This window comes from Hufsiella arboris, from assembly GCF_009834875.1.
In the GTDB taxonomy this organism is placed as follows: domain Bacteria; phylum Bacteroidota; class Bacteroidia; order Sphingobacteriales; family Sphingobacteriaceae; genus Hufsiella_A; species Hufsiella_A arboris.
The window spans coordinates 173,110-199,536 of the sequence record NZ_WVHT01000006.1; the positions used below are offsets into that span (position 1 = coordinate 173,110).

Here is a 26,427-nt window from a genome sequence, read left to right on the forward strand (position 1 = left end):
TAGCCTTAGCAATTTCTATGAAGATATTGACGCCAGTAATGAAATACAGATAACACTATAGATTTACCTGATTAATTGCTTTCGAACTTTGCAGCTATATCATCAATTAACAATACCCAGTCGTTTCCTACTCCCTGTGTCGGTGAAGTGAATTGCATCTGATTCCAACGTTTAATTTTTCCAGACTTAGATATTTTTCCGTTTCGCGGATTAAACCATGACACAGAAATCTGCTTGCTATTTATACAATTTGTAATGACAGTGATTGTTTTCCCCACCGGCAGGTAAACCATCAGGTATCGCCCGCTGTTGTCACGGAAAGCAGAGCTATGTTCACCTTTTTCGCCTTGTCCGTTAATTATCAATCGATCATCCGGAATACGGCCCAATAACGGCCTCGAACTCATTAATTTTCGGAAATACCCTGCCTGGTAAGCACCTGGACGGTCGAGCGCTTCGGTCCAGTAACGGTCCGGATAATTTATTTTCTCTTCCTGAGGGTTATAAAACTGCCACACGGCGTGGTGCCCATAAGTCACTCCGCAGGCACCCGCGAAAACCGAACGGTACATTTGCTTTCGTACATCATACGACCGGTAATAACCAGTTGCCGGATCCCATTTCGGCCAGGGATTTACCGGGTGGTCTTCATAATTGATTTCAGCATCTAAAACTGGCTTGACTGGCTGCAGTTTGAAATCGCGGGAGATCAAATCCCAGGTTGCTGCGTCATGTCCGCCGCCGTGCCCGGATTGAATCATGTTCATCGTTAACCAGGACTCGTTATGAATGTATTGGGATGTTGAAAATGATCCACCCGAGGGATGATAGGTAATAAAAGCGCAGTTGCCAGTAGCATCAAGAATGCCTTTTGCCATCGCCCGCCATACCGGCCGCCAGTCGCTGGAATCGTTTACCGCAGGCCGATCTCCGCCTAATATCCATAAAATGTTGTTCGCGTTTTTATAGCGGCCGGCGATCCAAAGGCCATATTTATAAGCATTGTCCTCATTAAAAACTACCGGGCCAGCACCCCAGGCTTTTGTCACCTTGTCGCCCCAGGTCGGCAGCAAACCGATGTAGAGTCCACGCGTTTGCGCCATTCTGACAACTGTGTCAACTAGCCTGAAATATTTCTCATTCGGCGTTGCGGGGTTCTGGTTGAGTAAAGGCAGGTCGCCGTATTGATTCGGTCTGGTCAAGCCATCCATTTCTGCAAGGGCAACCGCCTGTATAACATTGAAACCTTTCGCTTCCCTGTTGTCCAGGTACCTACTGATATCCTCCAGCTTAAGCCGATGAAATAATTCCCAGGCGGTATCGCCCAGCCAGAAGAATGGTGTGCCATCTTCGTATTGCAGGTAATGTCCATTGGGTGAAACGATGATGCGGCCCAACTTGTTGTTTATCGGCTGAGCGTCTACTATAAAAGAAAAATAAAGCAGGAAAGACAAAAACAACAGGCAGCGCCACAGACTAAAAAATTTACAAAGCGATATCATAAGAACTGGCTCACGGAGGTTTAACTTCAGCATCATCCGCCACTTGAAGTTAAACAAATCGAATGATTTGGACTTGTTTTCTATTAATCAGAGATACGGCCAATACATATCAGCGGTTAATTGATAGCCGGCATATTTTACTTCCCCCCTTGCAAGCCTTCCAGACAAGCCGCAACTGCCTGCAATAATTCAACACTTACCCTATCACGGTTAGTATGCAGATCTTCCGGGCTAACCAGTGCGCGGTAAGTGCGTTCTTCATCCGGTTCAAAAAATACCTTCAAACCTTCTACAAACACCTCAAACCTGTAAACATATCCATAAGAAAGAAGACGCGCCTTAAATTCATATTCCCTGCCGCCAAAAGAAACCGGCAGCAAAAACTCCTCATTCATCCAGCAATATTACAGTTTTAAGCGGACTCCGTCGGCTTCATAAATCATTTTCTAAAAACAAAAAAGCCTGTAATCATATGATTTACAGGCTTCTGCTAGTTTTTGATATTGATATCAGCGGTGAGGGAGGGATTCGAACCCTCGGTACAGTTTCCCGTACGTCAGTTTAGCAAACTGATCCTTTCGGCCTCTCAGGCACCTCACCAGGGGTTTATATTCCCGGGCTGCAAATATAGTAAAACACTAATCTTTGCAAAAAAAATTCAGCGAAAAAGCTCGATTTAACCGAAGAAACAAAGTAAGTCGCTTAGTAAAAGAAAGTTAGATTATACATTCTCGAGTTTATAATCTATTCTCACGTGATAAATTCCGATTAGCATTGTTTTAAATATCAATTTAATGGTTTCGATATCTTTCAAAGTGATACTACTATCGCTTAACTGATCTTGTTCAAGTTTGTAATCGATTATACGGTCAACAAGGTCACTGATGCTTTTTGCATCCGGCTCCTTTAAACTTCTGGATGCAGCTTCAACCGAATCGGCTAACATTAAAACTGCGGTTTCTTTGGAGAAAGGGATGGGACCGGGATAGCGGAAAATTTTTTCATCGACAAGTTTTTCAGGGAAGTTTTTAAGGTACGACTGGTAGAAATAGTCAACGCGTGTATTCCCGTGATGGGTCCGGATAAAATCAACGACCATTTCGGGCAAATTATTCCGTCTGGCCATTTCTATTCCTTTATGAACGTGGTGAATAATAATCTGAGCACTCTGTTCATAAGGCAGCTTATCGTGCGGGTTGAGACCGGTATTTTGATTTTCTATAAAATATTGCGGATTTTCTAATTTCCCGATGTCATGGTAAAGCGCTCCCGCGCGAACCAGCAAGGCATTCCCTCCTATTTTAAATATCGCAGCCTCCGCCAGATTTGCTACTTGCAATGAATGCTGGAATGTTCCAGGCGCCTTGTAAGAAAGTTCCCTGAGAAGCTTGGAATTCGTGTTGGTAATTTCCATCAGGGTAACGTCGGAGACAATCCCGAACACACGTTCGAAACCATATATAAGCGGATAGGCCAACAAAGACAATAGTACGCTAAATGTAAACGGAATAAAATTATACCAGTCGATATCACTTAACGAGCCATTTCGGATAAAAGAGATCCCGACATAGGCAACAAAATAGTTCAGTAAAATAAGTAAGGCGGAAATCAGGAACTGTTCTCGCTTTACCAGGTTTTTAATACTGAAAATAGCTACCATTCCGGAAGTGATCTGCAGCACACCGAATTCGAAACTATTGGGAACAAAAAATCCGGCAACCAGGACGACCAAAATGTGGATGTACATGGCGAGCCTTGTGTCAAATAAAATCCGGATGATAATCGGAACAATACAATACGGAATGTAATAAAGACTTGGAATCTTAAGTTTTATAGCCCAGGATAATGACACAAGCATCCCGGTGATAACCAGCAATATCAATGAAATGAGCCGGTTATCCGCAAAAATATCTTTCCTGAATAAGTAAAGAAACACCATTAACAGTGTAATAATTAATCCCACCAAAAGAAACTGCCCCAGAAAAACTATTCTCCTGTCGCCGGTAATATTTGAGTCCTTTTCGTATGTGTCTCTCAGCGAACTTAGTTTTTGAAAAATTTCAGGAGTAATAATAGCTCCATTCGCTACAATCAGTTCTCCTTTCTGCACCATTCCGCGCGTGGTACTGATATTATTTAAGGCTTCGGTTTCCAGTTTATCGGTAAGCCGCTCGTCGTAAATATAATTTGACTGCAAATGATCGTCTGCCACATCAATGAGCCAAGCTTTATTTTTTATATCGGCCATCGAATTTATACTGTTATCAAGATAATTTGATGCCTGGTCGATAGTGAAAACCTGGGCTGTATTTAATTGGTGGCCTACATTGTTCGTTAATAAGGTAAAATTGTAGTTAGGATTATTTTGCTGATATTTTTTGCTTAGCGTCGAAATTCCGCGGTTGTAGATCTCTGAAAGCACTTTCTGTGCCGCGTCAAGGTATCTCGCTTTCGCATTGTCGTTTTCTCCGCTTGTTTTCCACTTAACCTCAAAATCCGATTGAAATCCCGACAGCTGGCTTTGCGCAATCTGTACGTTGTTTTGATAAACAGGAAGTACAGACTTTAAAATCTCTGCCTGATCTTTCTCAATCTGAGCATTAGTTTTATTGATTGGGAAGCTATAGGGCGATATCAAGTCCTTCTGAAGCCAGATTTTCCCCTTGTCAAACTCGTATTTAAATCTCGCCTGTTTCGGAAGAAAAAGAGTAATAACAACCACACAAGCAGTCATCATTACATATTTAATATTGGCTGAATATTTATGATATAATACCAGGTGTGATTTCGGGTTATTTTTTGCCACTTAACGGGAAATAAGATAAATCAAAATTAGAAACTTTTTACCAAACGCCTCGCTACAAACAACACTTGTTTCAGGATTGTAAAAAAATCAATCTCTTTTGTATGGATTATTCTTATTGGTAGGTTTGTTCTGCATCAATCGCGTGGATATGAGTAAGCTTTTTGAAACAATTAAATTTAAAGATTTAATCTTAAAAAACAGGATCGGCATATCTCCCATGTGCATGTATTCGTCGAAAGACGGGTTTGCAAATAATTTCCATGTGGTACACCTGGGAAGCAGAGCTATTGGCGGCGCCGGGTTAATCATCCAGGAAGCTACCGCGGTTTCCCCGGAAGGCAGAATTACAGCTTCTGACATGGGACTCTGGAAAGATGAGCATATTGAGAAATTGAGTGAAATAACTTCATTCGTAAAAAGCCATTATTCCGTTATCGGTATACAACTGGCTCACGCTGGGAGAAAGGCAAGTCATCAAACTCCCTGGAACGGTGGAAAGCAAATAAGTACATCAAACGGCGGTTGGAAGACTGTTTCCTCTACTGAAACGCCATTTCACGAAGGTACGGAACCGTCTGAAGAACTCGATTTGCAGGGAATAAGAAAAATATTGGATGATTTTAAGGCAGCGGCTGGGCGTGCATTAACAGCTGGATATCAACTTATTGAAATACACGCCGCACACGGATATCTCGTTCATCAATTTTTGTCGCCATTGGTAAATCAACGAAAAGATCAGTATGGAGAAAGTTTCGAAAACCGCATACGGCTTATACTCGAAATTGTCGATTCTGTTAAAGAAGCCTGGCCGGACAATTATCCTTTATTCGTTCGGATATCGGCCACCGACTGGGCAGAAGGCGGATGGGACTTAGAACAATCCATAAAACTGGCGTCGATACTAAAAGAAAAGGGCGTTGATCTTATCGACTGTTCATCGGGCGGAGCCGTACATTGGCAAAAGATCGATTTGAAACCAGGTTACCAGGTGCCATTCGCCGAGAAAATAAAAAAGGAATCCGGCATCAGGACGGCGGCCGTTGGATTAATTACCAACGCGGAACAGGCCGAGAAAATTATCTCTTCGGAACAAGCCGACATTGTTCTTTTCGCCAGGGAGTCACTTCGGGACGCTTATTTTCCAATACATGCAGCGAAGAAATTAAACAACGATATTATTTGGCCTGTACAATATGAGCGGGCAAAATTAAAATAGTCATTAGCTTTGACCAACTAATTTTATCTTAAATCATGAAAGAAGTTTATATAGTATCGGCCGTACGTACACCAATCGGAAGCTTCGGCGGAAAGCTGGCCGGATTCAGCGCTACAGAACTTGGCGGCTTCGCTATCAAAGCTGCAATTGAAAAAGTGGCGGTTGATCCGTCGCTGGTGCAAGAAGTGCTGATGGGCAACGTATTATCCGCAGGACTAGGCCAGGCTCCGACTACCCAGGCCGCAAAATTTGCCGGATTACCTGATTTGCCTGCGACTACTATCAATAAAGTTTGCGCCAGCGGAATGAAGGCTGTAATGCTGGCCGCACAAAATATAGCATTAGGCCACAATGACGTAATAATTGCCGGCGGAATGGAAAGTATGAGCAATGTGCCGTATTATCTCGATAAAGCCAGAACTGGTTATCGCCTGGGAAACGGACAACTGACAGACGGATTGGTCAAGGATGGACTTTGGGATGTGTATAATGACTACCACATGGGATCAGCGGCGGAGCTTTGTGCAGCGGTGTGCAATATCAGCCGCGAAGACCAGGACGCCTTTGCAATTGAATCATACAAACGCAGCCAAAAAGCACAGTCGGAAGGATTATTTGACGATGAAATAATTTCGGTGGAGCTTAAGGATCGAAAAGGCCAGGTTACTTTATTCTCTGAAGATGAAGAACCGTCGCAGGTAAATTTTGATAAAATCCAGTCGTTAAAACCTGTCTTCAAAAATCCGGGAACCGTAACCGCCGCCAATGCTTCTACGTTAAATGATGGTGCAGCTGCATTATTGCTGATGAGTAAAGAAAAAGCAGAACAATTGGGATTAAAGTCAATGGCAAAAATCTTAGGCTTCGCTGATGCCCAGCAAGCGCCGGAATGGTTTACCACATCTCCCGCAAAAGCGATACCTCTCGCTCTCAGCAATGCTGGAATTGCTGCCGAGAATGTGGAATATTATGAAATTAACGAGGCATTTTCCGTTGTTTCAATAGCTAATAATCAAAAACTTAATATAGATCCGGAAACAGTTAATATTTTTGGCGGCGCGGTTTCAATGGGACATCCGCTTGGAGCTTCCGGGGCAAGGATTTTGGTAACGCTCTTAAATGTTCTTGATAAAAAGGGTGGCAAAATTGGCGTTGCCGGGATTTGCAACGGCGGCGGTGGTGCCAGTGCAATTGTTATAGAAAATTTACGTTTGTAATTCATGAATAGTAAAACGACGCTTCTCTTACTAGTTCTATCATTCTGCTCGGTCTGCTCTGTTGCTCAACATGCCGGCGCTTACGGCGCGAATAAATTCAAAGTATATGAAGATAGTCTTTCGGAAATTGGCAGTCATTTAATCAATGACCAATCAGTGCCCGAAAGAATAAATGCAAGTTATACATTCGCAAAAACGCTTGTCAGAGCATTAAAAATACCCAGATCGTTTAATTACCGGTTCGATTCGCTTAAAACCATCGCGGTAAGGTATTCGCCCGACCAGCGCTTTAGAATTTTTAGCTGGCATGTTATGTATGACGATGGAAGTTACCGCTATTACGGCGCCATACAAATGAACAACCCGGACGGAAAATTACATCTGTTCGGACTGGTGGATTACAGTCAGGCGATTAAAAATCCGGCGGATACTGTTACTTCAAATGATCGATGGTACGGTGCCCAGTATTACAGCATCATTCCCGTTACCTACAATGTTAGGACGCCCTATTACATACTACTCGGATGGAAAGGAAATAACGTTAAATCAACGAAAAAGGTAATTGAAACGCTTTACTTCAAAGATGATAAGCCGGTTTTCGGGATGTCCGTCTTTGACGGAAATAAAGGCGTCTCGTCGAATAAGCGAATTATATTTGAATACAGCCGGCAGGCATCGATGCTGTTAAATTACGATACCAAAACGGGTATGATAGTTTTCGACCACCTTGCTGCGCCGGACGCCAAAATGGTAGGCAACCCCGAACTTTACGGTCCAGATATGTCGTATGACGGGTATAAGCTTGTTGGGGGGCGTTGGAAACTCGTTCAGGACATTCCGCTAAAAAATCCTCCGTCTGGCGAAGACGTGCTTTTTAACGACCCCAAAAAACCTAAATATTTCACTCCGCGTAAATTTTAATGCCAGTCTATTATAGCTGGGAAATAATAAACTGCCATTCAGGATTGTAATAAAATTATATAAGGTTTTATATTTCGCTTACAATCATTTAATTTGCGAAATTTAAGAAACTTTTTTTCATCGTAATGGATACAATTCAAATAGCAGAAGGTCCTGTTCAAACATCAAAAGGACATCCTAAAGGACTTTATGTTCTGTTTACGACGGAAATGTGGGAGCGCTTCAATTTTTACGGAATGCGCGCGCTTCTTACATTATTCCTGGTTAACGCGCTCGCTTTCTCTGACAAAGACGCTTCGATCATCTATGGCGGCTTTCTCGGGCTTAGTTATTTAACGCCAATGCTCGGCGGCTTTATTGCCGACAGGTATCTGGGTAACCGAAATTGTATACTGCTCGGCGGAACCGTGATGGGTATCGGGCAGCTATGCATGTTTACCAGCGGCTATCTGTATGCCGGCAACCTCGACCTGGCAAAAATGATCATGTGGACCGCACTTTTTATTATCATCATTGGAAACGGCTTTTTTAAGCCAAACATTTCCTCGATGGTCGGTCAGCTTTACAAGAAAGGCGATAGTCGCCTCGACTCCGCTTTCACCATTTTCTATATGGGTATTAATGTAGGAGCGCTGCTTGGGATGGCAATCTGTCCTTTCCTTGGAGATGTAAAAGTTGGTGATGTACGTGTTGTAGAGGCATTTAAGTGGGGATTTCTGGCTGCCGGCCTGGCGATGTTCACCGGAACTATTATGTTCCTGTTTTTGAAAAACAAATATGTTGTCGATCCTGACGGAAAAGCTGTAGGTGCCAAACCAGACTATACTCACTCAACATTAAGTCCTACCGGCGAAGCAGAAAAAGCACATTTCACCAAAGGAGCAATTATCGGAGTTATCGGATTGATGATTGTTGCATTCATCGGAATACATTTCCTTTCCCTGGATCCAAACCCTATAAAAAGCTGGGTTTATCCATTTATTTATGCATCAGGTATCAGTTTAGCTGTACTAATTTTGACGGATAAATCAATAACAAAAATTGAACGCGACAGAATTATCGTTCTTTATGCGGTAGCTTTTTTCGTTATCTTTTTCTGGTCGGCATTTGAGCAGGCCGGTTCGTCGTTGACGTTTGTAGCCGACAAACAAACGGATCTGCATTTCTTAGGAATGGTTTTACCACCAAGTTCAGTTCAGAATGCGAACTCATTCTTCGTAATAGTTTTAGCGCTTCCTTTTAGCTGGCTATGGTTAAAATTGCAAAAACGTAACCTGGAGCCTATTTCACTGGTAAAGCAAGCGATCGGTTTATGTTTACTGGCTATCGGTTATTACATCATCGCGGTCCAGATAAAAGGAATCGGAACAACTGGAAAACTTGCCGTTCACTGGTTGTTTATTATGTATCTTTTCCATACAATGGGCGAATTATGCCTGTCTCCAATAGGTTTGTCGCTCGTTGCAAAACTTGCGCCTAAACGCTTTTCCTCGTTATTAATGGGAGTTTGGTTTTTGGGAAATGCCGCGGGTTATGCACTTGCCGGCACCTTGGGCGCGCTTATCCCGCCTACCGGTGATAAATTTATACTCGCTTCGTCAAAGGGAATTGACCTACAGGGAATTCTCGATGGAAAAGTCAAAGCAACGGTTGAACAAATTGCTATCCTCGCCAAGGATAAAATTGATACCACATATCCCACTTTCGTTGGATTTACTATCCATAATTTATATGAATTTTTCATGGTCTTCGTGATCCTGTCGGGCGCGGCAGCCATACTGCTCTTCCTTCTTTCAGGAGTTCTCAAGAAGATGATGCATGGCGTAAGATAAAATTGAACCCGGAAAATAGATTTCCGGGTTTTTTATTTTAAACCTATTTTCGCATTTTAAAACATAACGCGTGCTTTCCGACAGCCTGGTCATTATTCCAACTTACAACGAAAAAGAAAATATTGAGAAGATCATTAAAAAGGTTTTCTCTCTTCCTCATAACTTCCACGTCCTAATTATTGACGATGGCTCTCCTGATGGCACACCAGACATTGTAAAAAATCTACAACAAGAATACGAAAGCCGCCTGCACCTCGAAGAAAGAAGCGGTAAACTTGGCTTGGGCACTGCCTATATTCATGGTTTTAAGTGGGCGCTTACTCATAAATACCAGTTTATTTTTGAAATGGATGCGGATTTTTCGCATAACCCGGAAGATCTTTTAAAACTTTACCAGGCTTGCGTGGATGGTGCCGACGTTGCAATCGGATCAAGATATGTACGCGGCGTAAACGTTGTTAACTGGCCCATGGGGCGGGTACTGATGTCGTATTTCGCATCTATGTACGTTCGTTTTATTACCGGAATTAATATCCAGGACGCAACTGCCGGCTTTAAATGTTACAGGCGTATCGTCCTGGAAACTATCGACCTGCAAAAAATAAAGTTTGTGGGTTATGCATTTCAGATAGAAATGAAATTTACAGCCATTATGCATGGTTTTAAGGTAGTTGAAGTACCGATAATATTTACAGACCGTACCGAAGGAACCTCTAAAATGAGCACCCGTATTTTCAGGGAAGCATTTCTTGGAGTAATTCAAATGAAGGTCGGGAGCTGGTTTAGAAACTACAAAAAGGTATATTCCGCCTCGTAAATTAAATTCCTTTCCAATTTTCCTATTCTTAGTGATAATCTTAAATTAGCGTCCATGTATAATGAGAACCTGGATCCAAGTGCAGAACGTTTAACACCCACCGAACGTGATATCGAAAAGGTATTACGTCCCCAGGCATTCGAGGATTTTACAGGTCAGCACAAAATTTTAGAAAACCTCAGGATCTTTGTACAGGCTGCAAAGCTTCGTGGTGAAGCGTTAGACCATGTCCTGCTTCACGGGCCGCCGGGACTTGGAAAGACCACCTTATCTTATATCATCGCCAATGAGATGGGCGTAAATATTAAGATTACGTCAGGGCCGGTTTTAGACAAACCAGGAGATCTCGCCGGGCTTTTAACAAACCTCGAAACAGGAGACATACTTTTTATCGACGAAATCCACCGGCTTAGCCCGCTTGTTGAAGAGTACCTCTACTCGGCAATGGAGGATTTTAAAATCGATATTATGCTGGAGACGGGGCCCAATGCGCGTTCCGTTCAAATATCATTAAATCCATTCACACTGGTTGGAGCTACAACCCGTTCAGGCTTGCTTACGGCACCTTTGAGGGCACGGTTCGGAATAAATTCCCGCCTTGAATATTACGACACCAAACTATTAACAACTATTGTCCTCCGCTCCTCTTCTATTTTAAAAACCCCGATAACCGATGAAGGCGCTTATGAAATTGCCCGTCGCAGCCGTGGCACTCCACGTATTGCCAATGCTCTGCTAAGGCGAACACGTGATTTTGCCCAGATTAAAGGAAACGGCAGCATCGACACCGAGATAGCGCGTTATGCATTAAATGCGCTTAACGTTGATGAGCATGGGCTTGATGAGATGGACAATAAAATACTTCTTACCATTATCGATAAATTTAAAGGCGGGCCGGTCGGCGTTAAAACAATCGCTACCGCTGTCGGCGAAGATGAAGGTACCATTGAGGAAGTTTATGAACCTTTCCTGATCCAGGAAGGCTTTATGATGAGAACTTCAAGAGGAAGAGAAGCGACAGAAGCCGCATATAAACATTTGGGAAGATTAAAACACGGATCTTCGGGAACTTTATTTTGATACTTATCGTATAGCAATACATGGAAACACTTCAACACAATTTCGACGTAAACATTCACATTAAATCCTCTAATCAGAAAATAAAAATAAACCAGGACTTTATCGAGGTAAACAATACAAAAATAGCTTGTAAAGATGTCAGCGCATTAAAATATGGCGTTTCACTGGTCGGCCCGAAAAAAAAACCATCGTCAAAAAGATATGCGATTGATTTGATGAGCAAAGATGGCAAAACCCTCAATATTTCATTCAACAGCTCAAAAGTTGGCGATCTTCTTGAGGAAGACCATACTTACTACTACATCATGTCGGGTGTATGGCAATACATCAAAAAGCCGCTTATCAATCAACTGATTGATGCATTAAATGAGCAAAAATCCTTTTCAGTTGCTGATATAGAGGTAAGTTATGAAGGAATAAAAGTCCCTTATAAAGCATGGTTCTGGGGTAAAACAAAAAAAGAGATCCTGCCATGGAACCAGCTTAAGCACAACCTTGATAAAGGAATTGTATACGTTGGCTCAACAAGCGAAGAAAACAAAAAATCTGCTTTAAAACTACACGACGACTGGAATGCAGTTTGCCTTAATACATTGCTGCATTATTTGTGGCAGGATAACCGAAGAAATAAACTCGCAAAGGGCGAAAAAATTTAACACAACATACGAAAGGCCGGCAATTACGCCGGCCTTCCTATTTTAGTTATGTTATGTTATTATTAATATAACGTAAACTCAACCCTGCGATTCTGCTGTCTTCCGGCAGCAGTTTTGTTCGTAGCAATTGGCTGACTTTCACCGTATCCTGTTGCTTCAATTCGTGAAGCGTTTGCTCCTTTACTTACAAGATAAGATCTGATTGATTCTGCACGTTCTTTAGACAATTTCAAGTTAGCTGCATCGCTGCCAACATTATCTGTATGACCTGCAAGTTTCAAGCTGAAATTTTTGTTAATCAAAATCTCTGCTACACGGTCAAGGCTTGGGTAAGATTTCGCGCGGATAGTAGCTTTACCAAAATCAAATTCCAGGTTAGCAATTGCATCACGGACAATACGACGGTCTTCTTCAGTAATGATAACTTTAGCAGGCGCAAGAGGGCAGCCTGAACCGTCAACTTTAGTATTTGCAGGCGTATTTGGACATTTATCCAATCTGTCGATAACCCCGTCTCCATCGCTGTCAGCTAATGCCGAATCTAAACGCGACTGCATTGCTGCAATTTGCTGTGCATTTTTTGAACGTTCGTCAGCAAGTTGATTTTTCAAATCCTGGTTTTGTGAAGTATAATCATCATACATCATTTTGACCTGGTTTTTAGCTGCCAGCTGCGGTTTGTTTTTATCACCCAAAGCAAACTCTAAACCAGCGTGACCGTATCCGAAGCGATCATTTTGTGAACCATAATTGTAACCGTCCAGATTATCGTTATTGTTGAAATTAACCTGGTAGCCCAAATCTAAATTGATTCCTTTTGCTAACTGGAATTTAATACCAGCGCCTACCGGGAAAAACACCTCGTTAACAGTACCATTATTATCCTGCTTAAAATTTGTTTGAGCACCGCTTGCATCTTCCAATACTGGTTTATAGCCCATAAAACCAAAACCAGCTGTAACATACGGGCGCATAACGCTCGAGCCGTTTAACCAGTTAATGTTGGCAAGCGTCAACTCGCCGCTTAATGCAGCAGACCAGTGAATCTCTGTTGAAAAAGAAGGTGCGAAACTGCCACGCGGCGATGATCCTTCCAGTTTACCGCGAAGGAAATCAGCACGCAAACCAAAGCCAGGTAAGATTTGGTTTTTGATATAAGCGCCATAGCCGATATCCGCTTTGTTACCGGTATAGTCGTTATTCCCAAAAAATGCCTTTGGAGTTAACACACCACCATGTACACCAATTGACCATGTTCTGTATGAAGCAACCGGTGAAAAAGGTTTTAGATTAGATGATGCTCCGGATGTAGATAGAGAATCCTGAGCATATAAGCCCGAAGACAGCATGACAGCTGATAGAAGGGCTGAAGATTTAAGAAAAGTCATTTTCATAGTAAAAAAATTAAATTAGTTATATGGTAAGTCGCAATACTTACGTTGCCCCATATAAGAGAAAATCCTGCCAAAGGTTTTACGAATTTGTTAACAAGCGCCTGCTTATTCAGCTAAGTAATTGAATATCTGAACAAAAAGCGGATGAGCAGATCAATGCAGACAGTTTTTAGTTTTGGTCTGAAATGTCTATTTATTGGGATAATTGAACACATAAACGTACAGCGATTAATTGTAATTTTGCACATGCTCCTAAATAAATCAGCCTACAGCAAGTTGATCAAAGATGAAGCCCAGCGGTTGGGATTTTTCTTTTGCGGCATTGCGAAAGCTGATTTTCTGGAAGAAGAAGCGCCAAAACTGGAAAGCTGGCTGAATAAAAATTACCAGGGCAAAATGGATTATATGGAAAACCATTTTGATAAACGGCTTGACCCCAGGAAACTGGTTGAAGGCGCTAAAACGGTGATATCGCTGGCTCTTAATTACTATACAACCGAAAATCAGTCGGATGATATCTCGCCAAAAATTTCAAAGTATGCTTACGGCCAGGATTATCACACGGTCATAAAAAACAAACTCTTCTCTCTGTTATCCTTTATCAAAGACCAGATTGGTGAAGTGAACGGTCGTGCATTTGTCGATTCAGCTCCCGTTCTTGATAAAGCGTGGGCAAAAAAAGCAGGTTTAGGCTGGATTGGAAAGAATTCCAATTTACTGAACCGGCAAACCGGCTCATTCTTTTTCCTGGCGGAATTAATTATCGATTTGGAACTCGATTATGATAACCCGGATACGACCGATTATTGCGGAACCTGTACGCGTTGTATCGACGCCTGCCCTACTGAAGCGATTGTCGCTCCTTATGTAGTCGACGGCAGCAGATGCATTTCGTATCTCACAATCGAATTGAAAGATCAGATCCCGGATGAGTTCACCGGAAAAATGGACAACTGGATGTTTGGCTGCGACATTTGCCAGGACGTTTGCCCCTGGAACCGCTTTTCCATCCCTCACACAGAGCCGGAGTTTGAGCCAAAAAACGAACTTCTTCAGCTTAGTAAGTCCGAATGGGAGGAATTGACCGAAGAAACGTTCCAGGTTATCTTTAAAAACTCAGCGGTCAAGCGTACCAAGTATGCGGGACTTAAGCGAAATATATTGTTTCTGAGCAAACCTTGACAGTCACCTCATCGGAAAAACGTTATTTCGCTTATCAGAGTCTGGTGTATACGTACTTTCCAGGGTAACTTTTTTCAATGCTTTGCTAGCAGGAAATTCAACAGTTATTGTCTTATTTCCGTCTTTCCAAACAGCGATACTACGATGCACCCGCTCTTCGGTTCCGTCTTCATAAAATAAGTTCAGATTTACAGGAACAGGCTTCGAACCTTTCGATTCAACCAATACCCGATAATTTGCGCCGGCTTTTTTCACTTCATTTATTGACAGATCAGGTATTCCGCCATCATAGAACCATTTTTTCCAAAACCAGTTCAGATTCTCGCCGGCACCTTCATTCATCGAATTGAAAAAATCCTGTGGGATCGGATGCTTTCCATTCCAGTTACGGATGTAAGTATGTAATGCCTTATTAAATCGTTCTTCCCCAAGCATATCTTTTACGTACAGGTAACCGAATGCCGGCTTAGGATAGGAATTGAGATAAAACGCCATCCCGTTCTGCTGAGTCGTTAAGGTAGTTATCGGCACATCAAAATCATGCCCCGCTCCTCTTTCATACGGTACAACGCCGTAGTCATCGATCATACCCGGATTAATTTCCGCAGAAAGCAGCCACTCACCAATCGTCGCCCATCCTTCATCCATCCATCCATATTTGGTTTCGTTTACTCCCATGTAAAAAGGAAACATGGTATGAAATATCTCGTGATCCGTAAGTGTAATTGTCGATTCCTTATCTTCAAGGGGATTGTCATTGACCATCATAGGATACTCCATCTGATCCAGGCCATCAAAAACTGTTTCGTGCGCGTAAGGAAACGGCCATTTCGGAAACTTGAAGCTCATCAGCTCGACAGTTTTTCGGCCGTAAGCGGCAACATCATAAAAGTCCTTGTGTTCCGGATTAAAAACCGCGTCCACACGTGTTCTGCGTTTTGTTATCGAATCAACTACCAGGCTGCTTGACTTCCACATATAATGATTGCTCGTTGCAAAAACGAAATCTGTAACGTTTTCGGCATTGAATTTCCAGGTGTTATTATCGGTTGTCACCGCATTTTGCGAAGCATCTTGTTCTGATATTACGTCAATTATTGCATCGCTTTTTTCAGCTTGAATTAAGCGGTTATAAACAGCTGGTTGTAAAACATCTTTGGCGTTAACCAGGTCGCCTGTGGCCCAAACCGCATAATTTTTGGGAACTGTAATCTCTGCTTTAAATGAACAGAAATCATTGTACATCTCCGCTGCACCGAGATAAGGGTATTTATTCCAACCGTCTATATCGTCGTAAACGGCAACCCGGGGGAAAAAATAAGCGATAAAAAAAGAGCCGTCATCAACCTGGCCGGTACGTTGATGAGATCCCTTGTTTACTTCGTAAGAATAATCTATGTTTATTTTAACCGATTGTTTTGGCAGGATCTGGTTTACCTGCGTATACATATTGGTGCCGTCGATTACGAGCCGTTTAACATCTTTATCCTCGCCGGCGATTTGCATCTTGGTAATTTTCACACCGTCTGTCAAATCGCTTGCGGCAACTTTTGAATCACGCGCCGATCCTTTTTTATAATAGTTAGGGTAAAGCTTAAACCATAGTTGTTTTAAGGTATCGGGGCTACTGTTTAAGTAATTAATTGAAACAGTTCCTTTCAGCAAACGGCTTGTGGGATCGAAATCCACTTTTATATTATAGTCGGCTGTATTTTGCCAGTAAGCCGACCCCGGAATTCCTGATTCTGTTCGTGTTTGTTTTTTTACCGCGTTTTGTACGTTTACCGGAACGGGCAGCTTTACCTGCGAGAACGATGACGCAATTGTAAAGCTGCAAACGACAGCCGCGAGCAGATTTTTTAATCTCATAAATTCAATGTGGCTATTTACCGAATTTTAGTTTCAACTGTTCAAGCATATCGTTTGTAACGGGCTCGGTGTTTTGCTTTTTAAACTCCGGCCTTGGTGACGGTGCAGTCTCCACCTTTTCTACGGTGACGGTAGTTTCAGTTTTTTTCTTCAATTGTACGCGTTTGCCGTTCCATCTTACCCAGATACGCTCAAGACAACGTTTGGTATACAATGGAAAATCTCCGTTCTGCATCCACGAATAATAGCTAGGCTCCATATCAAATACTTCCTCCACGCATTTTCCTTTATGCTTTCCGAAATTGAATACCTCAATACCGTCTTCATTGAATACCATACGACCGGCATAATCCACCGGTTTGTTCAGGTTTGTGAAAACATGTAAAGCGTCGATATCATTCTGGACGGGAGTTGATATGTTTCCCTTTTTATCCTCAAAAGGTGTTTCTTTATAACGTTCTATCTGCGCGAGCAGCACTTCGTAAGTTGCTTTAATGTCAGCTTCCGCCGAGTGAGCGTTTTCGATAGTTTTTCCGCAATAAAACTGGTATGCGGCCTTTAATGTGCGCTGTTCCATTTGATGGAAAATATTTTGAACATCAACGAATCTTCTGTTTTCAATATCGAAGTTAATCCCTGCACGTAAAAATTCCTCCATTAAAACAGGAATATCAAACCGGTTGGAATTATATCCGGCTAAATCGCTATTCTCAAGAAAAAGCTCTAATTCGGCGGCAACTTGTTTAAATGACGGAGCGTCCTTGATATCTTCATCATAGATACCATGGATTAAAGATGACTCCAGCGGAACTGGTATTTGTGGATTTATACGCAGTGTTTTAATTTCTTCGGTGCCATCGGGCATTGCTTTAAGGATGGATATTTCGACAATGCGATCGGCGCTTATATTGGTGCCCGTGGTTTCCAGATCAAAGAAAGCCAACGGTCTTTTTAAATTCAATTTCATATGGATGGCAAATGTCGGCAAAAGACATTAAAAATTACGTAACAATACTTACATTAAACAAAAGTTTCGTAACGAAAAACGATTCATCTGATTAATTAAAAAAATTAAATTAGCGCTCTTAACCTAACTTATCCAATGAAAAAAATTTCGTTATTCATAGCATTGCTATGTCTTTTTAAAGCCGCTGATGGTCAGGATTTTGCTTATGGAAGCACCACACTTCAGGAGCTTGATATGAAGTCGTACTCCAGGGACACTTCTGCCAACGCGGTAGTGCTGAAAGAATTTGGAACGGCCCGTATCAGCAGTGATGATAAATGCCCGCTTATTTTTGACTACCACGTAAAAATCAAAATTTTTAACAGCAAGGCATTTGAGTATGGCGACGTGGTAATTCCGGTTTACAAATCAAATAACGACCGATATGAGCTGGTAAGGGAGATTAAAGGAGTTACCACTTATCTCGGAAAAGACGGGGCAATGCATACCAGCGAACTGGACCCTAAAAAAGTCTTCCGTGAAAACAAGAATATTCATTGGGACCTGTTAAAATTTGCGATGCCAAATCTGACCGATGGCTGCATTGTCGAATATAGTTATGAGATTGAATCGCCTTATGTTTTCAATTTCAGGAAGTGGGATTTCCAATGGAACATTCCCAAAATGTCCAGCGAATACGTTGCCCATATCCCTGCCGTGTATAATTACAACGCATCTTTAAAGGGCTATTTAAAGTTAACTAAAAATGACGCAGAGCTGGAAAAAGAGTGTTTTGCTCCCGGCGGTGGAGTGAAAGCTGATTGCTCAAAAATCTCCTATTTAATTACAGATGTTCCGGCATTTGTTGAAGAGGATTACATGACGTCATCAGTAAATTTCAAATCTTCTATAAACTACGAATTGTCCGACTATGTCGATTATATGGGCGCTAAGCACAAAGTGACAAAAGATTGGAAAGACGTTGACTACGAGCTTAAACAAGACGAAAACTTCGGCAGCCAGCTAAAAAAGAAAGATTTCTTCAAGCCGTTGTTAACCGCAAGCATTCAAAATCAACCCGACGAGCTTTCAAAAGCGAAGGCTGTTTATTCATTCATCAAAAGAAGCTTTAAATGGAATAACCGCTTCGGATGTTACAGCGAGAACGGGATAAAAAAGGCCTTTGAAAGTCATACCGGCAATATCGGAGATATCAATTTATCACTTATCGCTGCATTATCATCGGCAGGTATTAATACCGAGGCAGTACTTTTATCAACCCGGGACAATGGTCTGATAAACCGGCTATTTCCTGTGATAAGTGATTTTAATTATGTGGTCGCAAAAGCAACTATCGGTGGCAAAAGCTATATGCTTGACGCTTCAGACCCTTTACTTTCTTTCGGGCTTTTACCTGTACGGTGTATCAATGATCAGGGCCGTGTTCTTAGTTTGGATAAAGCATCATATTGGGTTGACCTGACGGCCTCACAAAAGGAAAATAAAATCTACAATTTAAACCTTGAGCTAAAAAACAACGGTAAAATTGAGGGCGACATGACTATTATGTCTTTCGGTTATGAGGCTTATAACAAACGAAAAGCCATAAAAAAGTTTAATTCGGAAGAAGAATACCTGGAAGATCTCGACGAAAAAATGCCTAAGATCAAGCTGCTGAAGTCAGAAATTAAAAACGTTGATTCGCTTGACATCGGCGTGGTTGAAAATTATCACATTGAGATCGATGCCTACAGTTCGCTCAATCAGCAGTTTTCTTTCAATCCCTTCTTTATGGATCCCGTTAAAGAGAATCCCTTTAAACTTAAGGAACGTAACTACCCTGTCGATTGGGGTGTACCTTCCGAATCAAAAATCAGCATAAATCTAACCTTTCCGAAAGAGTATGAAATAGTTAGCAAGCCGGCAGACGTCGGTCTCGCTTTACCTGAAGGCGGTGGTCGTTTTATCACTTCAATAACAACCGACCAAAACAGCCTTAATTATTCAGAATTGTTCGCCCTAAATAAGTCAGTATATATGTCTGACGAGTATCCCTTTTTAAAAGAGTTATTTAACCGGATCATACAAACGCAGAAGTCCGACATCATATTTAAAAAGAAATGATCCGCAAATTTTTATTGTTGTTAAGCATGATCGTTAGCGGAGAAATAGCTAATGCTCAAACAAATTACGCGGCTTCAGACATACCTAAAAACCTGATGATCAGAAGCAATGCAGTGATCAGGACTCATAACGAGACGGTAGAAGTTAAATCATATACCCAGGTAATTTATCACGTTAAAAAAGCTATAACGGTTTTCAATAATAACGGCGATGTACATGCGGCTATTGATATTTATTACACGCGTAATCGTGAAGCACGAATAAACTTAAAAGGCGTGATTTACAATGAATTTGGCATGCCTGTTTCAAAGTTTTCGGATAAAAATCTTACTGATGAAAGCGCGATTTCTGACGGCTCGCTCTACGAAGATTCACGAGTGAAGCGTTTTAAACCTGCCATCGCTTCATATCCTTACACAATTGAATATGAATATGAGCAAACCTTCAATCAAAGCTTGCTTTTGCCATATTGGAAGCCGATCGAAACAACCGGCGTTTCAGTGCAAAGCGCTCGATTTGAGCTAAAAACTTTTCCTGGCTTCAGCTATCGCTTAAAAGAATTGAATTATGCAGGAAAGGCAATCAGTGATTCTACGAAAGATTTCAAGTCAACCGTTTGGACTATGCACGATGCACCATCTTATCGCAGCGAATTATATAGCCCGCACCCCGAAACGTTTTTAACATCTGTTAGAATCACTCCCGATAAATTTAGCTATCAGGGCGTTGACGGATCATTCGCCAATTGGAAAGAATTTGGCACATGGGTGAATGAAAAGCTATTGAAAGGACGCACAGAGCTTCCACCTGAAACAATCGCCAGCATCAAAGAATTGGTAAGTCAGCTTCCTGACGAAAAAAGTAAAGCGAAAAAGATTTACGAGTACATGCAGCAAAAATCGCGATACATAAGCGTTCAGATAGGAATCGGCGGTTTCCAGCCTGCCAAAGCTTTTGAAGTAGATAAATTAAGTTACGGCGATTGTAAGGCATTGGTGAATTATACACAGGCCTTACTGAACGTCGCCGGAATCAAATCATATTACTGTATCGTTCAGGCCGGCAGTTTTAAACGGAATGCGCCCGCCGATTTTGCAACGATGCAGTTCGGTAATCATATAATTCTTTGTTTACCGTTTGAACGTGACACAACGTGGCTTGAGTGCACCAGCAAGGATATTCCCTTCGGTTTTTTAAGTGATTTCACCGATGACAGAACTGTTATAGCGTGTACAGAGAGCGGTGGTAAAATCATGCATACTCCATACTACTCACCGCTAAAAAATAAACAAATACGTAAAGCAAATTTTCGTATCGATTCGCTTGGAAACGCAGATGTAACAATGGAAACCTCTTTCAGCGGTACACAATACGAAAATCACGACGCGTTGCTGAGGCTTACGCAGACTGAGATGATCAAAAAGTTTCGGGAGTTTTATGAAATCAATAACATCGAATCAGCCAAAATCAGTTTTACGCAGAATAAAAGCGCTAATCCGACAGCTGTTGAAACCGCGGAATTTACGGCATATAATTATGGTGTCATAAATGGCGGCAGGTTATACATTCCGTTAAATGAAGTTAATTCTTCCAGAACTATTAACGAATTGCGAAACAGAACCTTTCCGGTATATATCAATCGCGGTTATACCGACGTTGATGAACTGACTTTTAAACTTCCCGGAGATTATAAGATCGAATCGTTGCCAGAAAATAAGGTTATTAAACAACCGTTCGGTGAATTTTCAGTCACGATAAAAAAAGACGAAAAGTCTGTTACCTACACCAGGAGTTTGATATTGAAGGAAGGGAATTACCCTGCAGAGGCTTATCAGCAGCTTGTTGACTTTTACCAGGAAATTAAGGAGGCGGATAACAGTAAACTGGTTTTGATAAAACGTTAAGCGAAAATCAGCAAACCGATTACGATAATCGCAACCATCACTACATAAAGTAATATTTCGGTTTTAGCAAAACGCTGATATTTTTCCAAAAGGTGTAGGTTTCCTTTTCTTTCATAAAAGTGCAGTCTTCAATTATCATGGAGACTGCACAAAGGTATATTTTAAACTTTCTCTTTTTTCCATTTTATACCGCAGCCAACGGCTCTAGTACTGCTTATTTCAACTGGTTTTCCAGCTAACAGTGCGTTGACGGCATTGGCTACGTACGTTGTCTTGGAGGGATTTGTATCTTCGGTATCGTTGTCAATTGCACCGATATATTTGACGATGTTTCCGGAAATGGTTTTCTCAAGGACATACACATGCGGAGTAGCTCTTGCTCCATACGCCCGGCTTGTTTCCTGGGTTTCATCAATCAGGTATGGAAAGGCATATTTTCGTTCAGCAGCACGCTTTTGCATGTTTTCAAATGAATCATCGGGTTCGGCTATAGGATCATTTGTACTGATTGCAATTACCGGGTAACCCTTCGACGCGAACTGTGTGTTTAAATCCATGATTCGCTTTTCGTAAGCTTGTGCGTACGGGCAATGGTTACAGGTAAAAACAACGATATATCCCTTTGCCGATTTATAATCCGCCAGTGATATTAATTTTCCATCTACATTTTTAAGCTTAAAATCGGTTGCCTTATCACCAACCTTATAGCCTGTGCCTGCAGCTTTTGCCATCAATGCGACGGCGACAAAGCATAAGAATATCATCTTTTTCATAATCCATTATTAAAAGTTTTATAGATATTTTGTAGCTCAGAGAAACTTAATTCGCCTTCATGAAATTTGCGTTTGCCGCCATTATCACGTACAAATAATGTTGCAGGCAAGGCACCAGACCAGTCTTTACTGATTCGTTCCATATATTGTTGTTGATTGTCGTCGCTTAATATAAAAGCCGAAGCCCATGGCAATTGCTTTTCAGCAAAGGGTTCGACATGCGTCTTAAGCTTGGATTTGAAATCAAGGCTTATCATTAAAACCTTTACAGGATAATCTTTATAGCTCGACTGTAACTGGCCGAAATTTGGTAGTTCTGCTACACAGGGCTTACACCATGTTGCCCAAAAGTTTACCACGTAAGTAGTATCGCCGCCATTTTTGAATCGATTTTCCAATTGATCCATACTGATAGGATTCACTTTCTGTGCTTTAAGCTGGCTGCTTATCAGCAAAAAAAAACCACAAACAACTAATTTCCAATACATTAATCAACAGCGTTACTACAACAAAGTTAACGTATAAAACACTTGTTAATTTTGAAAAGATGTTAAAATCAGTCATTAACAACTCGTTTTAAAGAAAATTAATAATTTGCGATTTCTTATTTGGTAATAAATCCTTTCAATGAAAAGACTCATAACAGCATGTATGCTATTAATTGCGTTTGCGGCGCACTCACAAACTTCCAGGCAAACAGGAATTGCGATCATTCCCGAACCGGTTAGTTTAACTCGTACCGAGGGCTTTTTTGTCCTTCCAAAAGAAGAATTGACCTTAAGAATCAGTAACGGCGCTGAGGTAGCAAATGTAGCTTCTTACCTTAAAAAGAAGCTTGCTGTTACTCAAACACAGGTTAACGTCAGCACATCTTCTACTGGAGGATCGATTCAATTACTGTTGGTCTCCGATGAGAATGCGGAACTTGACAGCGAAGGATATAAATTAAGCATCACTCCTAAAACCGTCGTTATAAAGGCGCGACAACCAGCCGGCCTTTTTTACGGCGTTCAAACGTTGCTCCAGCTATTTCCGAAAGAAATTGAAAGCAATAAGGCTGAAGATGTCAAATGGGCTGTTCCTTGTGTAGAAATTACCGATTATCCGCGATTTGGATGGAGAGGCCTAATGTTCGACGTGTCAAGACATTTCTTTACAAAAGATGATGTAAAGAAATATATTGATGAAATGGTAAAGTACAAGTTTAATCTTCTTCATCTGCATCTCGCCGATGATGAAGGCTGGCGCGTTGAAATAAAAAGTCTTCCCAAGCTTACCGAAGTTGGGGCGTGGCGCGTAAACAAAACAGGTTACTTCGGAAACTTTACTCCTCCTACACCAAACGAGCCAAAAAATTACGGTGGTTTTTATACCCAGGACGATATTCGTGAACTGGTAAAATATGCCAAAGACCGTTTCGTCAACATCCTGCCTGAAATTGATGTGCCAGGACATAGCCTGGCTGCAATAGCTTCCTACCCGGAACTGTCTTGTACTCCGGGAGCTGATAAATATGTAGTTCGTTCGGGTGAGCAAATTATGGACTGGTCGCATGGCGCGCCGCCGATTGCGCTGGTCGACAACACGTTGTGCCCGGCAAACGAGAAGGTGTACGATTTCATGGATAAAGTGATCACCGAGCTTGCACAATTGTTTCCGTTCGAGTATATCCATCTTGGCGGCGACGAATGCCCGAAAAACTTTTGGGCAAAAAATGATTCGATAAAAGCTCTTATGCAGCGCGAAGGTCTGAAAACGATGGAAGAAGTACAAAGTTATTTCGAAAAACGTGTTGAAAAAATTGTCGAATCGAAAGGCAAAAAATTTATGGGATGGGATGAAATTCTTGAAGGAGGCCTGTCTCCTACTGCTGCTGTGATGAGCTGGAGAGGCATCAAGGGAGGAATTGAAGCCGCCAAAACCCAGCATGAAGTCGTAATGAGTCCTACCACGTTTGCCTACCTTGACTATATGCAGGGCGATCCGGCAATTGAACCAAGAGTTTATGCTACGCTTCGTTTAAACAAATCCTATGAGTTCGACCCGCTTCCGGAGGGTGTCGATAAAAAGTATATCAAAGGAGGTCAAGCGAACTTATGGACTGAACAAGTTTACAATATGCGCCACCTGGAATACATGATGTGGCCACGCGGATTAGCTATCGCAGAATCGGTCTGGTCGCCAAAAGAGAAGAAAAACTGGGACTACTTCTTCGGAAAAGTGGAAAAGCACTTTAAGCGTTTTGACGAAGCCCAGGTAAAATATTCACCAAGCGCTTACGATCCGATAATAAGCACAGGCGTAACGGCCGACAGGCAGCTGCAAATCAACCTGAGTACTGAAGTAAGCGGATTAGATATTTATTACACTTTCGACAACTCTTTCCCCGACAACTTCTATCCTAAATATACTGCGCCTTTAGTAGCTCCGAAAGACGCTGTTATGCTAAAAATGATTACCTATCGGGATGGAAAACCTATCGGCCGACTGATCAATTATCCTATTAAGGATCTGCAGGACAAAATTCAAAAATCACCGGGCAGAGCGCAGCAAGGAAAATAACAGCAAGTCAAAATATTGAAAAAGGACCTCTCAGGACAATCTTGAGAGGTCCTTTTTTATGTTAGTAGTCTGATTTTAAAGTATGCAATAAAAGCTTCGTATCGTGGTTAAAATAAGTCATGACTTTTTCCTCAAGAAGTCATGACTTATTATTGAAAAGTACAGCATCGTTCCAAAATGTAACCAAACTTCCGATACCAGTTCAAAGGTTCGACACCACCAATAATAAAGAAGCTCCTTGTCACAAACAGACAAGGAGCTTCTTTATATTATCTACAAAAAGCCGCTTAATGACTCACCGGATTATCAGGTTTTTTCACCGTGCCGTTTATAAATAATACCGGATTTACCTTTTTCGTGTCACCCTGGTATACCCAAACAGTGTTGCCGATGTAATTTCTGAAAGCTGTGTTCACATCATCGAGCGTGAGCTTCTTGACGTCATTAACCATTGTCATTGATCGCTTCCAATTGTTAAACAGCACTTCGTTTGAGGCGATCGATGAAGCCTGGGCGCTGTTCGTTTCGTTTTTGTAGTAAAATCCTGTAAGGTATTCAACTTTCATATTAGCTACTTCGTCGGCTTTAAAGCCTTGTGTTTTAAGTTGATCTACCAGTTTGTCGAAAACAGCGATATACTTGTCTGGCTGAGTAGTCGAGACCGAAAAGCGCGCAGTAGAAGTGGTGCCGCTGCTAAACCAGGCCTGCGGAGCGTAAGAAAGTCCATTGTTGGTACGAACATCTAAAAAATGCCGGTCGGCAAATATGCGCATCGCTACGCTGAACGCGTCAAAATCGGGAGTTCCCGGCTGCGGACCGCCGGTTATTCCCTGTACATAGTTCGTTGCAAACTCGCGTGGTTCTGCATTAAATGTATTCTTATAAACCCTGAATGATGATTTCTTCAACTGAAATGGACTACCTTGCGGTACAGCTGCCAGCATCGCGTTCACTCTTTCTTCGATCAGTTTTTTATCGAGATTTCCAACAACCACAACAAGCAGATGCGCCTTATTAAACACAGACTTATAATAGGCTTTTGTTTCCTGAGGGGTCAGTTTGGTAAGGGACGGCACGGTTCCGGAAGGTTCCTTGGCGTAATCACGACCCGCAAATGCGATGCTGTCGGCAAATTTGTTGATAGCGGCGTCAGGTTGCGATTCCTGTGCTTTCAGGTTGGAAATAGCTACCTTTTTTATACGTGCGAACTCTGTTGCATCAAATTTCGGAATAGTTAAAGCTTCAAGATATAAAGGCCAAACGGCGTCGAAATCTCCCTTTATACAATTCATCCGGATTACCGAGTAATTTTTATTAGAGTAGCCGTAAACATAGGCGCTTACTTTATCGAGCGCATCTTTAAAACTATTTTTGTCATGTTTTTCAGTGCCGCATTCAGTCAAAGCGTTCATGGCGAGCGATTCTATACCAACCTTTGAAGCCGGGTAATTTTGCACACCGCCTTTTATGATCGTTTGTATTTCCAAAATATCATTTTTCGTTGGTTGAACGATGACTTTCACCCCGCTCACCATCATTTCGTAGGCTTCTTCCTGCGCATTAGCGGTCTGACTACCTATCGCCAAACAAGTGATCAATATCGTATATAAAAATTTCTTCATTGCT

At 41.8% G+C, this 26,427-nt stretch carries 20 protein-coding genes and 1 tRNA gene; 11 read left to right on the plus strand and 10 right to left on the minus strand.

The window, feature by feature from the left end:
• Positions 1 to 71: 71 nt before the first annotated feature.
• The 4 genes from GS399_RS13910 to GS399_RS13925 all read right to left on the minus strand — a co-directional run bounded on the left by GS399_RS13910 (position 72) and on the right by GS399_RS13925 (position 4,308).
• Complete coding sequence (locus GS399_RS13910; RefSeq protein ID WP_202409465.1) at positions 72 to 1,538, minus strand: glycoside hydrolase family 140 protein; 1,467 nt, start codon at positions 1,536 to 1,538, stop codon at positions 72 to 74.
• Between the two features lie 101 nt (positions 1,539 to 1,639).
• Entirely contained in the window at positions 1,640 to 1,897 is a 258-nt protein-coding gene (locus GS399_RS13915) for a hypothetical protein (protein WP_160845253.1), read from the minus strand.
• 118 nt (positions 1,898 to 2,015) lie between these two features.
• Positions 2,016 to 2,102, minus strand: a tRNA-Ser gene (locus tag GS399_RS13920).
• A 121-nt stretch (positions 2,103 to 2,223) separates the two neighbouring features.
• Positions 2,224 to 4,308, minus strand: a complete 2,085-nt coding sequence (locus tag GS399_RS13925) for an HD family phosphohydrolase (RefSeq protein ID WP_439649250.1) — start codon at positions 4,306 to 4,308, stop codon at positions 2,224 to 2,226.
• Positions 4,309 to 4,456: 148 nt separating this feature from the next.
• Here GS399_RS13925 and GS399_RS13930 point away from each other — a divergent pair, with 148 nt between their 5' ends.
• From GS399_RS13930 to GS399_RS13960, 7 genes are all read left to right on the plus strand, one after another.
• Complete coding sequence (locus GS399_RS13930; RefSeq protein WP_160845254.1) at positions 4,457 to 5,524, plus strand: NADH:flavin oxidoreductase/NADH oxidase; 1,068 nt, start codon at positions 4,457 to 4,459, stop codon at positions 5,522 to 5,524.
• 35 nt (positions 5,525 to 5,559) lie between these two features.
• Positions 5,560 to 6,741: an acetyl-CoA C-acyltransferase gene (locus GS399_RS13935; protein WP_160845255.1), complete on the plus strand. Its 1,182-nt coding sequence runs from the start codon at positions 5,560 to 5,562 to the stop codon at positions 6,739 to 6,741.
• Positions 6,742 to 6,744: 3 nt separating this feature from the next.
• Positions 6,745 to 7,662 (plus strand): hypothetical protein, encoded by a 918-nt coding sequence (locus GS399_RS13940; RefSeq protein ID WP_160845256.1) that lies wholly within the window; start codon positions 6,745 to 6,747, stop codon positions 7,660 to 7,662.
• Positions 7,663 to 7,787: 125 nt separating this feature from the next.
• Positions 7,788 to 9,494 carry a peptide MFS transporter gene (locus GS399_RS13945; protein WP_160845257.1) on the plus strand — a complete coding sequence of 569 codons (1,707 nt, stop codon included), beginning with the start codon at positions 7,788 to 7,790 and terminating at the stop codon, positions 9,492 to 9,494.
• Positions 9,495 to 9,564: 70 nt separating this feature from the next.
• Complete coding sequence (locus GS399_RS13950) at positions 9,565 to 10,311, plus strand: polyprenol monophosphomannose synthase (RefSeq protein ID WP_160845258.1); 747 nt, start codon at positions 9,565 to 9,567, stop codon at positions 10,309 to 10,311.
• A 54-nt stretch (positions 10,312 to 10,365) separates the two neighbouring features.
• Positions 10,366 to 11,391 carry a Holliday junction branch migration DNA helicase RuvB gene (ruvB, locus tag GS399_RS13955; protein WP_160845259.1) on the plus strand — a complete coding sequence of 342 codons (1,026 nt, stop codon included), beginning with the start codon at positions 10,366 to 10,368 and terminating at the stop codon, positions 11,389 to 11,391.
• Positions 11,392 to 11,411: 20 nt separating this feature from the next.
• Positions 11,412 to 12,047: a hypothetical protein gene (locus tag GS399_RS13960; protein ID WP_160845260.1), complete on the plus strand. Its 636-nt coding sequence runs from the start codon at positions 11,412 to 11,414 to the stop codon at positions 12,045 to 12,047.
• 62 nt (positions 12,048 to 12,109) lie between these two features.
• Here the strand turns inward: GS399_RS13960 and GS399_RS13965 are convergent, their stop codons facing one another.
• A complete protein-coding gene (locus tag GS399_RS13965) occupies positions 12,110 to 13,441 on the minus strand; it encodes an OmpA family protein (protein ID WP_160845261.1) in 1,332 nt (443 codons plus the stop codon).
• 246 nt (positions 13,442 to 13,687) lie between these two features.
• Here GS399_RS13965 and queG point away from each other — a divergent pair, with 246 nt between their 5' ends.
• Entirely contained in the window at positions 13,688 to 14,623 is a 936-nt protein-coding gene (gene queG, locus GS399_RS13970; RefSeq protein WP_160845262.1) for a tRNA epoxyqueuosine(34) reductase QueG, read from the plus strand.
• Positions 14,624 to 14,626: 3 nt separating this feature from the next.
• Here queG and GS399_RS13975 read toward each other — a convergent pair whose 3' ends face one another.
• Entirely contained in the window at positions 14,627 to 16,492 is a 1,866-nt protein-coding gene (locus GS399_RS13975) for a M1 family metallopeptidase (protein ID WP_160845263.1), read from the minus strand.
• Positions 16,493 to 16,505: 13 nt separating this feature from the next.
• The gene (locus GS399_RS13980) at positions 16,506 to 17,459 is read right to left on the minus strand and encodes a 3'-5' exonuclease (protein WP_160845264.1); all 954 of its coding nucleotides are present in this window, start codon (positions 17,457 to 17,459) and stop codon (positions 16,506 to 16,508) included.
• 135 nt (positions 17,460 to 17,594) lie between these two features.
• On the opposite strand from GS399_RS13980, the gene GS399_RS13985 reads away from it, so the two are divergent.
• Together GS399_RS13985 and GS399_RS13990 are read left to right on the plus strand one after the other, a co-directional pair.
• The gene (locus GS399_RS13985) at positions 17,595 to 19,562 is read left to right on the plus strand and encodes a DUF3858 domain-containing protein (RefSeq protein ID WP_160845265.1); all 1,968 of its coding nucleotides are present in this window, start codon (positions 17,595 to 17,597) and stop codon (positions 19,560 to 19,562) included.
• Positions 19,559 to 21,466 carry a DUF3857 domain-containing protein gene (locus tag GS399_RS13990; protein ID WP_160845266.1) on the plus strand — a complete coding sequence of 636 codons (1,908 nt, stop codon included), beginning with the start codon at positions 19,559 to 19,561 and terminating at the stop codon, positions 21,464 to 21,466. Before GS399_RS13985 ends, GS399_RS13990 begins: the two co-directional genes overlap by 4 nt.
• 161 nt (positions 21,467 to 21,627) lie before the next feature.
• Here GS399_RS13990 and GS399_RS13995 read toward each other — a convergent pair whose 3' ends face one another.
• On the minus strand, positions 21,628 to 22,239 hold the full coding sequence (locus GS399_RS13995) for a thioredoxin family protein (RefSeq protein ID WP_160845267.1): 612 nt from the start codon (positions 22,237 to 22,239) through the stop codon (positions 21,628 to 21,630).
• Complete coding sequence (locus GS399_RS14000) at positions 22,236 to 22,727, minus strand: TlpA disulfide reductase family protein (protein WP_255491673.1); 492 nt, start codon at positions 22,725 to 22,727, stop codon at positions 22,236 to 22,238. The genes GS399_RS13995 and GS399_RS14000 overlap by 4 nt, the downstream gene beginning before the upstream one ends.
• Before the next feature lie 139 nt (positions 22,728 to 22,866).
• Between GS399_RS14000 and GS399_RS14005 the strand changes: the two genes are divergently transcribed.
• A complete protein-coding gene (locus GS399_RS14005; RefSeq protein WP_160845269.1) occupies positions 22,867 to 24,801 on the plus strand; it encodes a beta-N-acetylhexosaminidase in 1,935 nt (644 codons plus the stop codon).
• Positions 24,802 to 25,088: 287 nt separating this feature from the next.
• On the opposite strand, the gene GS399_RS14010 is transcribed toward GS399_RS14005, so the two are convergent.
• Positions 25,089 to 26,423, minus strand: coding sequence for a M16 family metallopeptidase (locus GS399_RS14010; protein WP_160845270.1), 1,335 nt, complete (start codon positions 26,421 to 26,423; stop codon positions 25,089 to 25,091).
• Between the last annotated feature and the right edge of the window lie 4 nt (positions 26,424 to 26,427).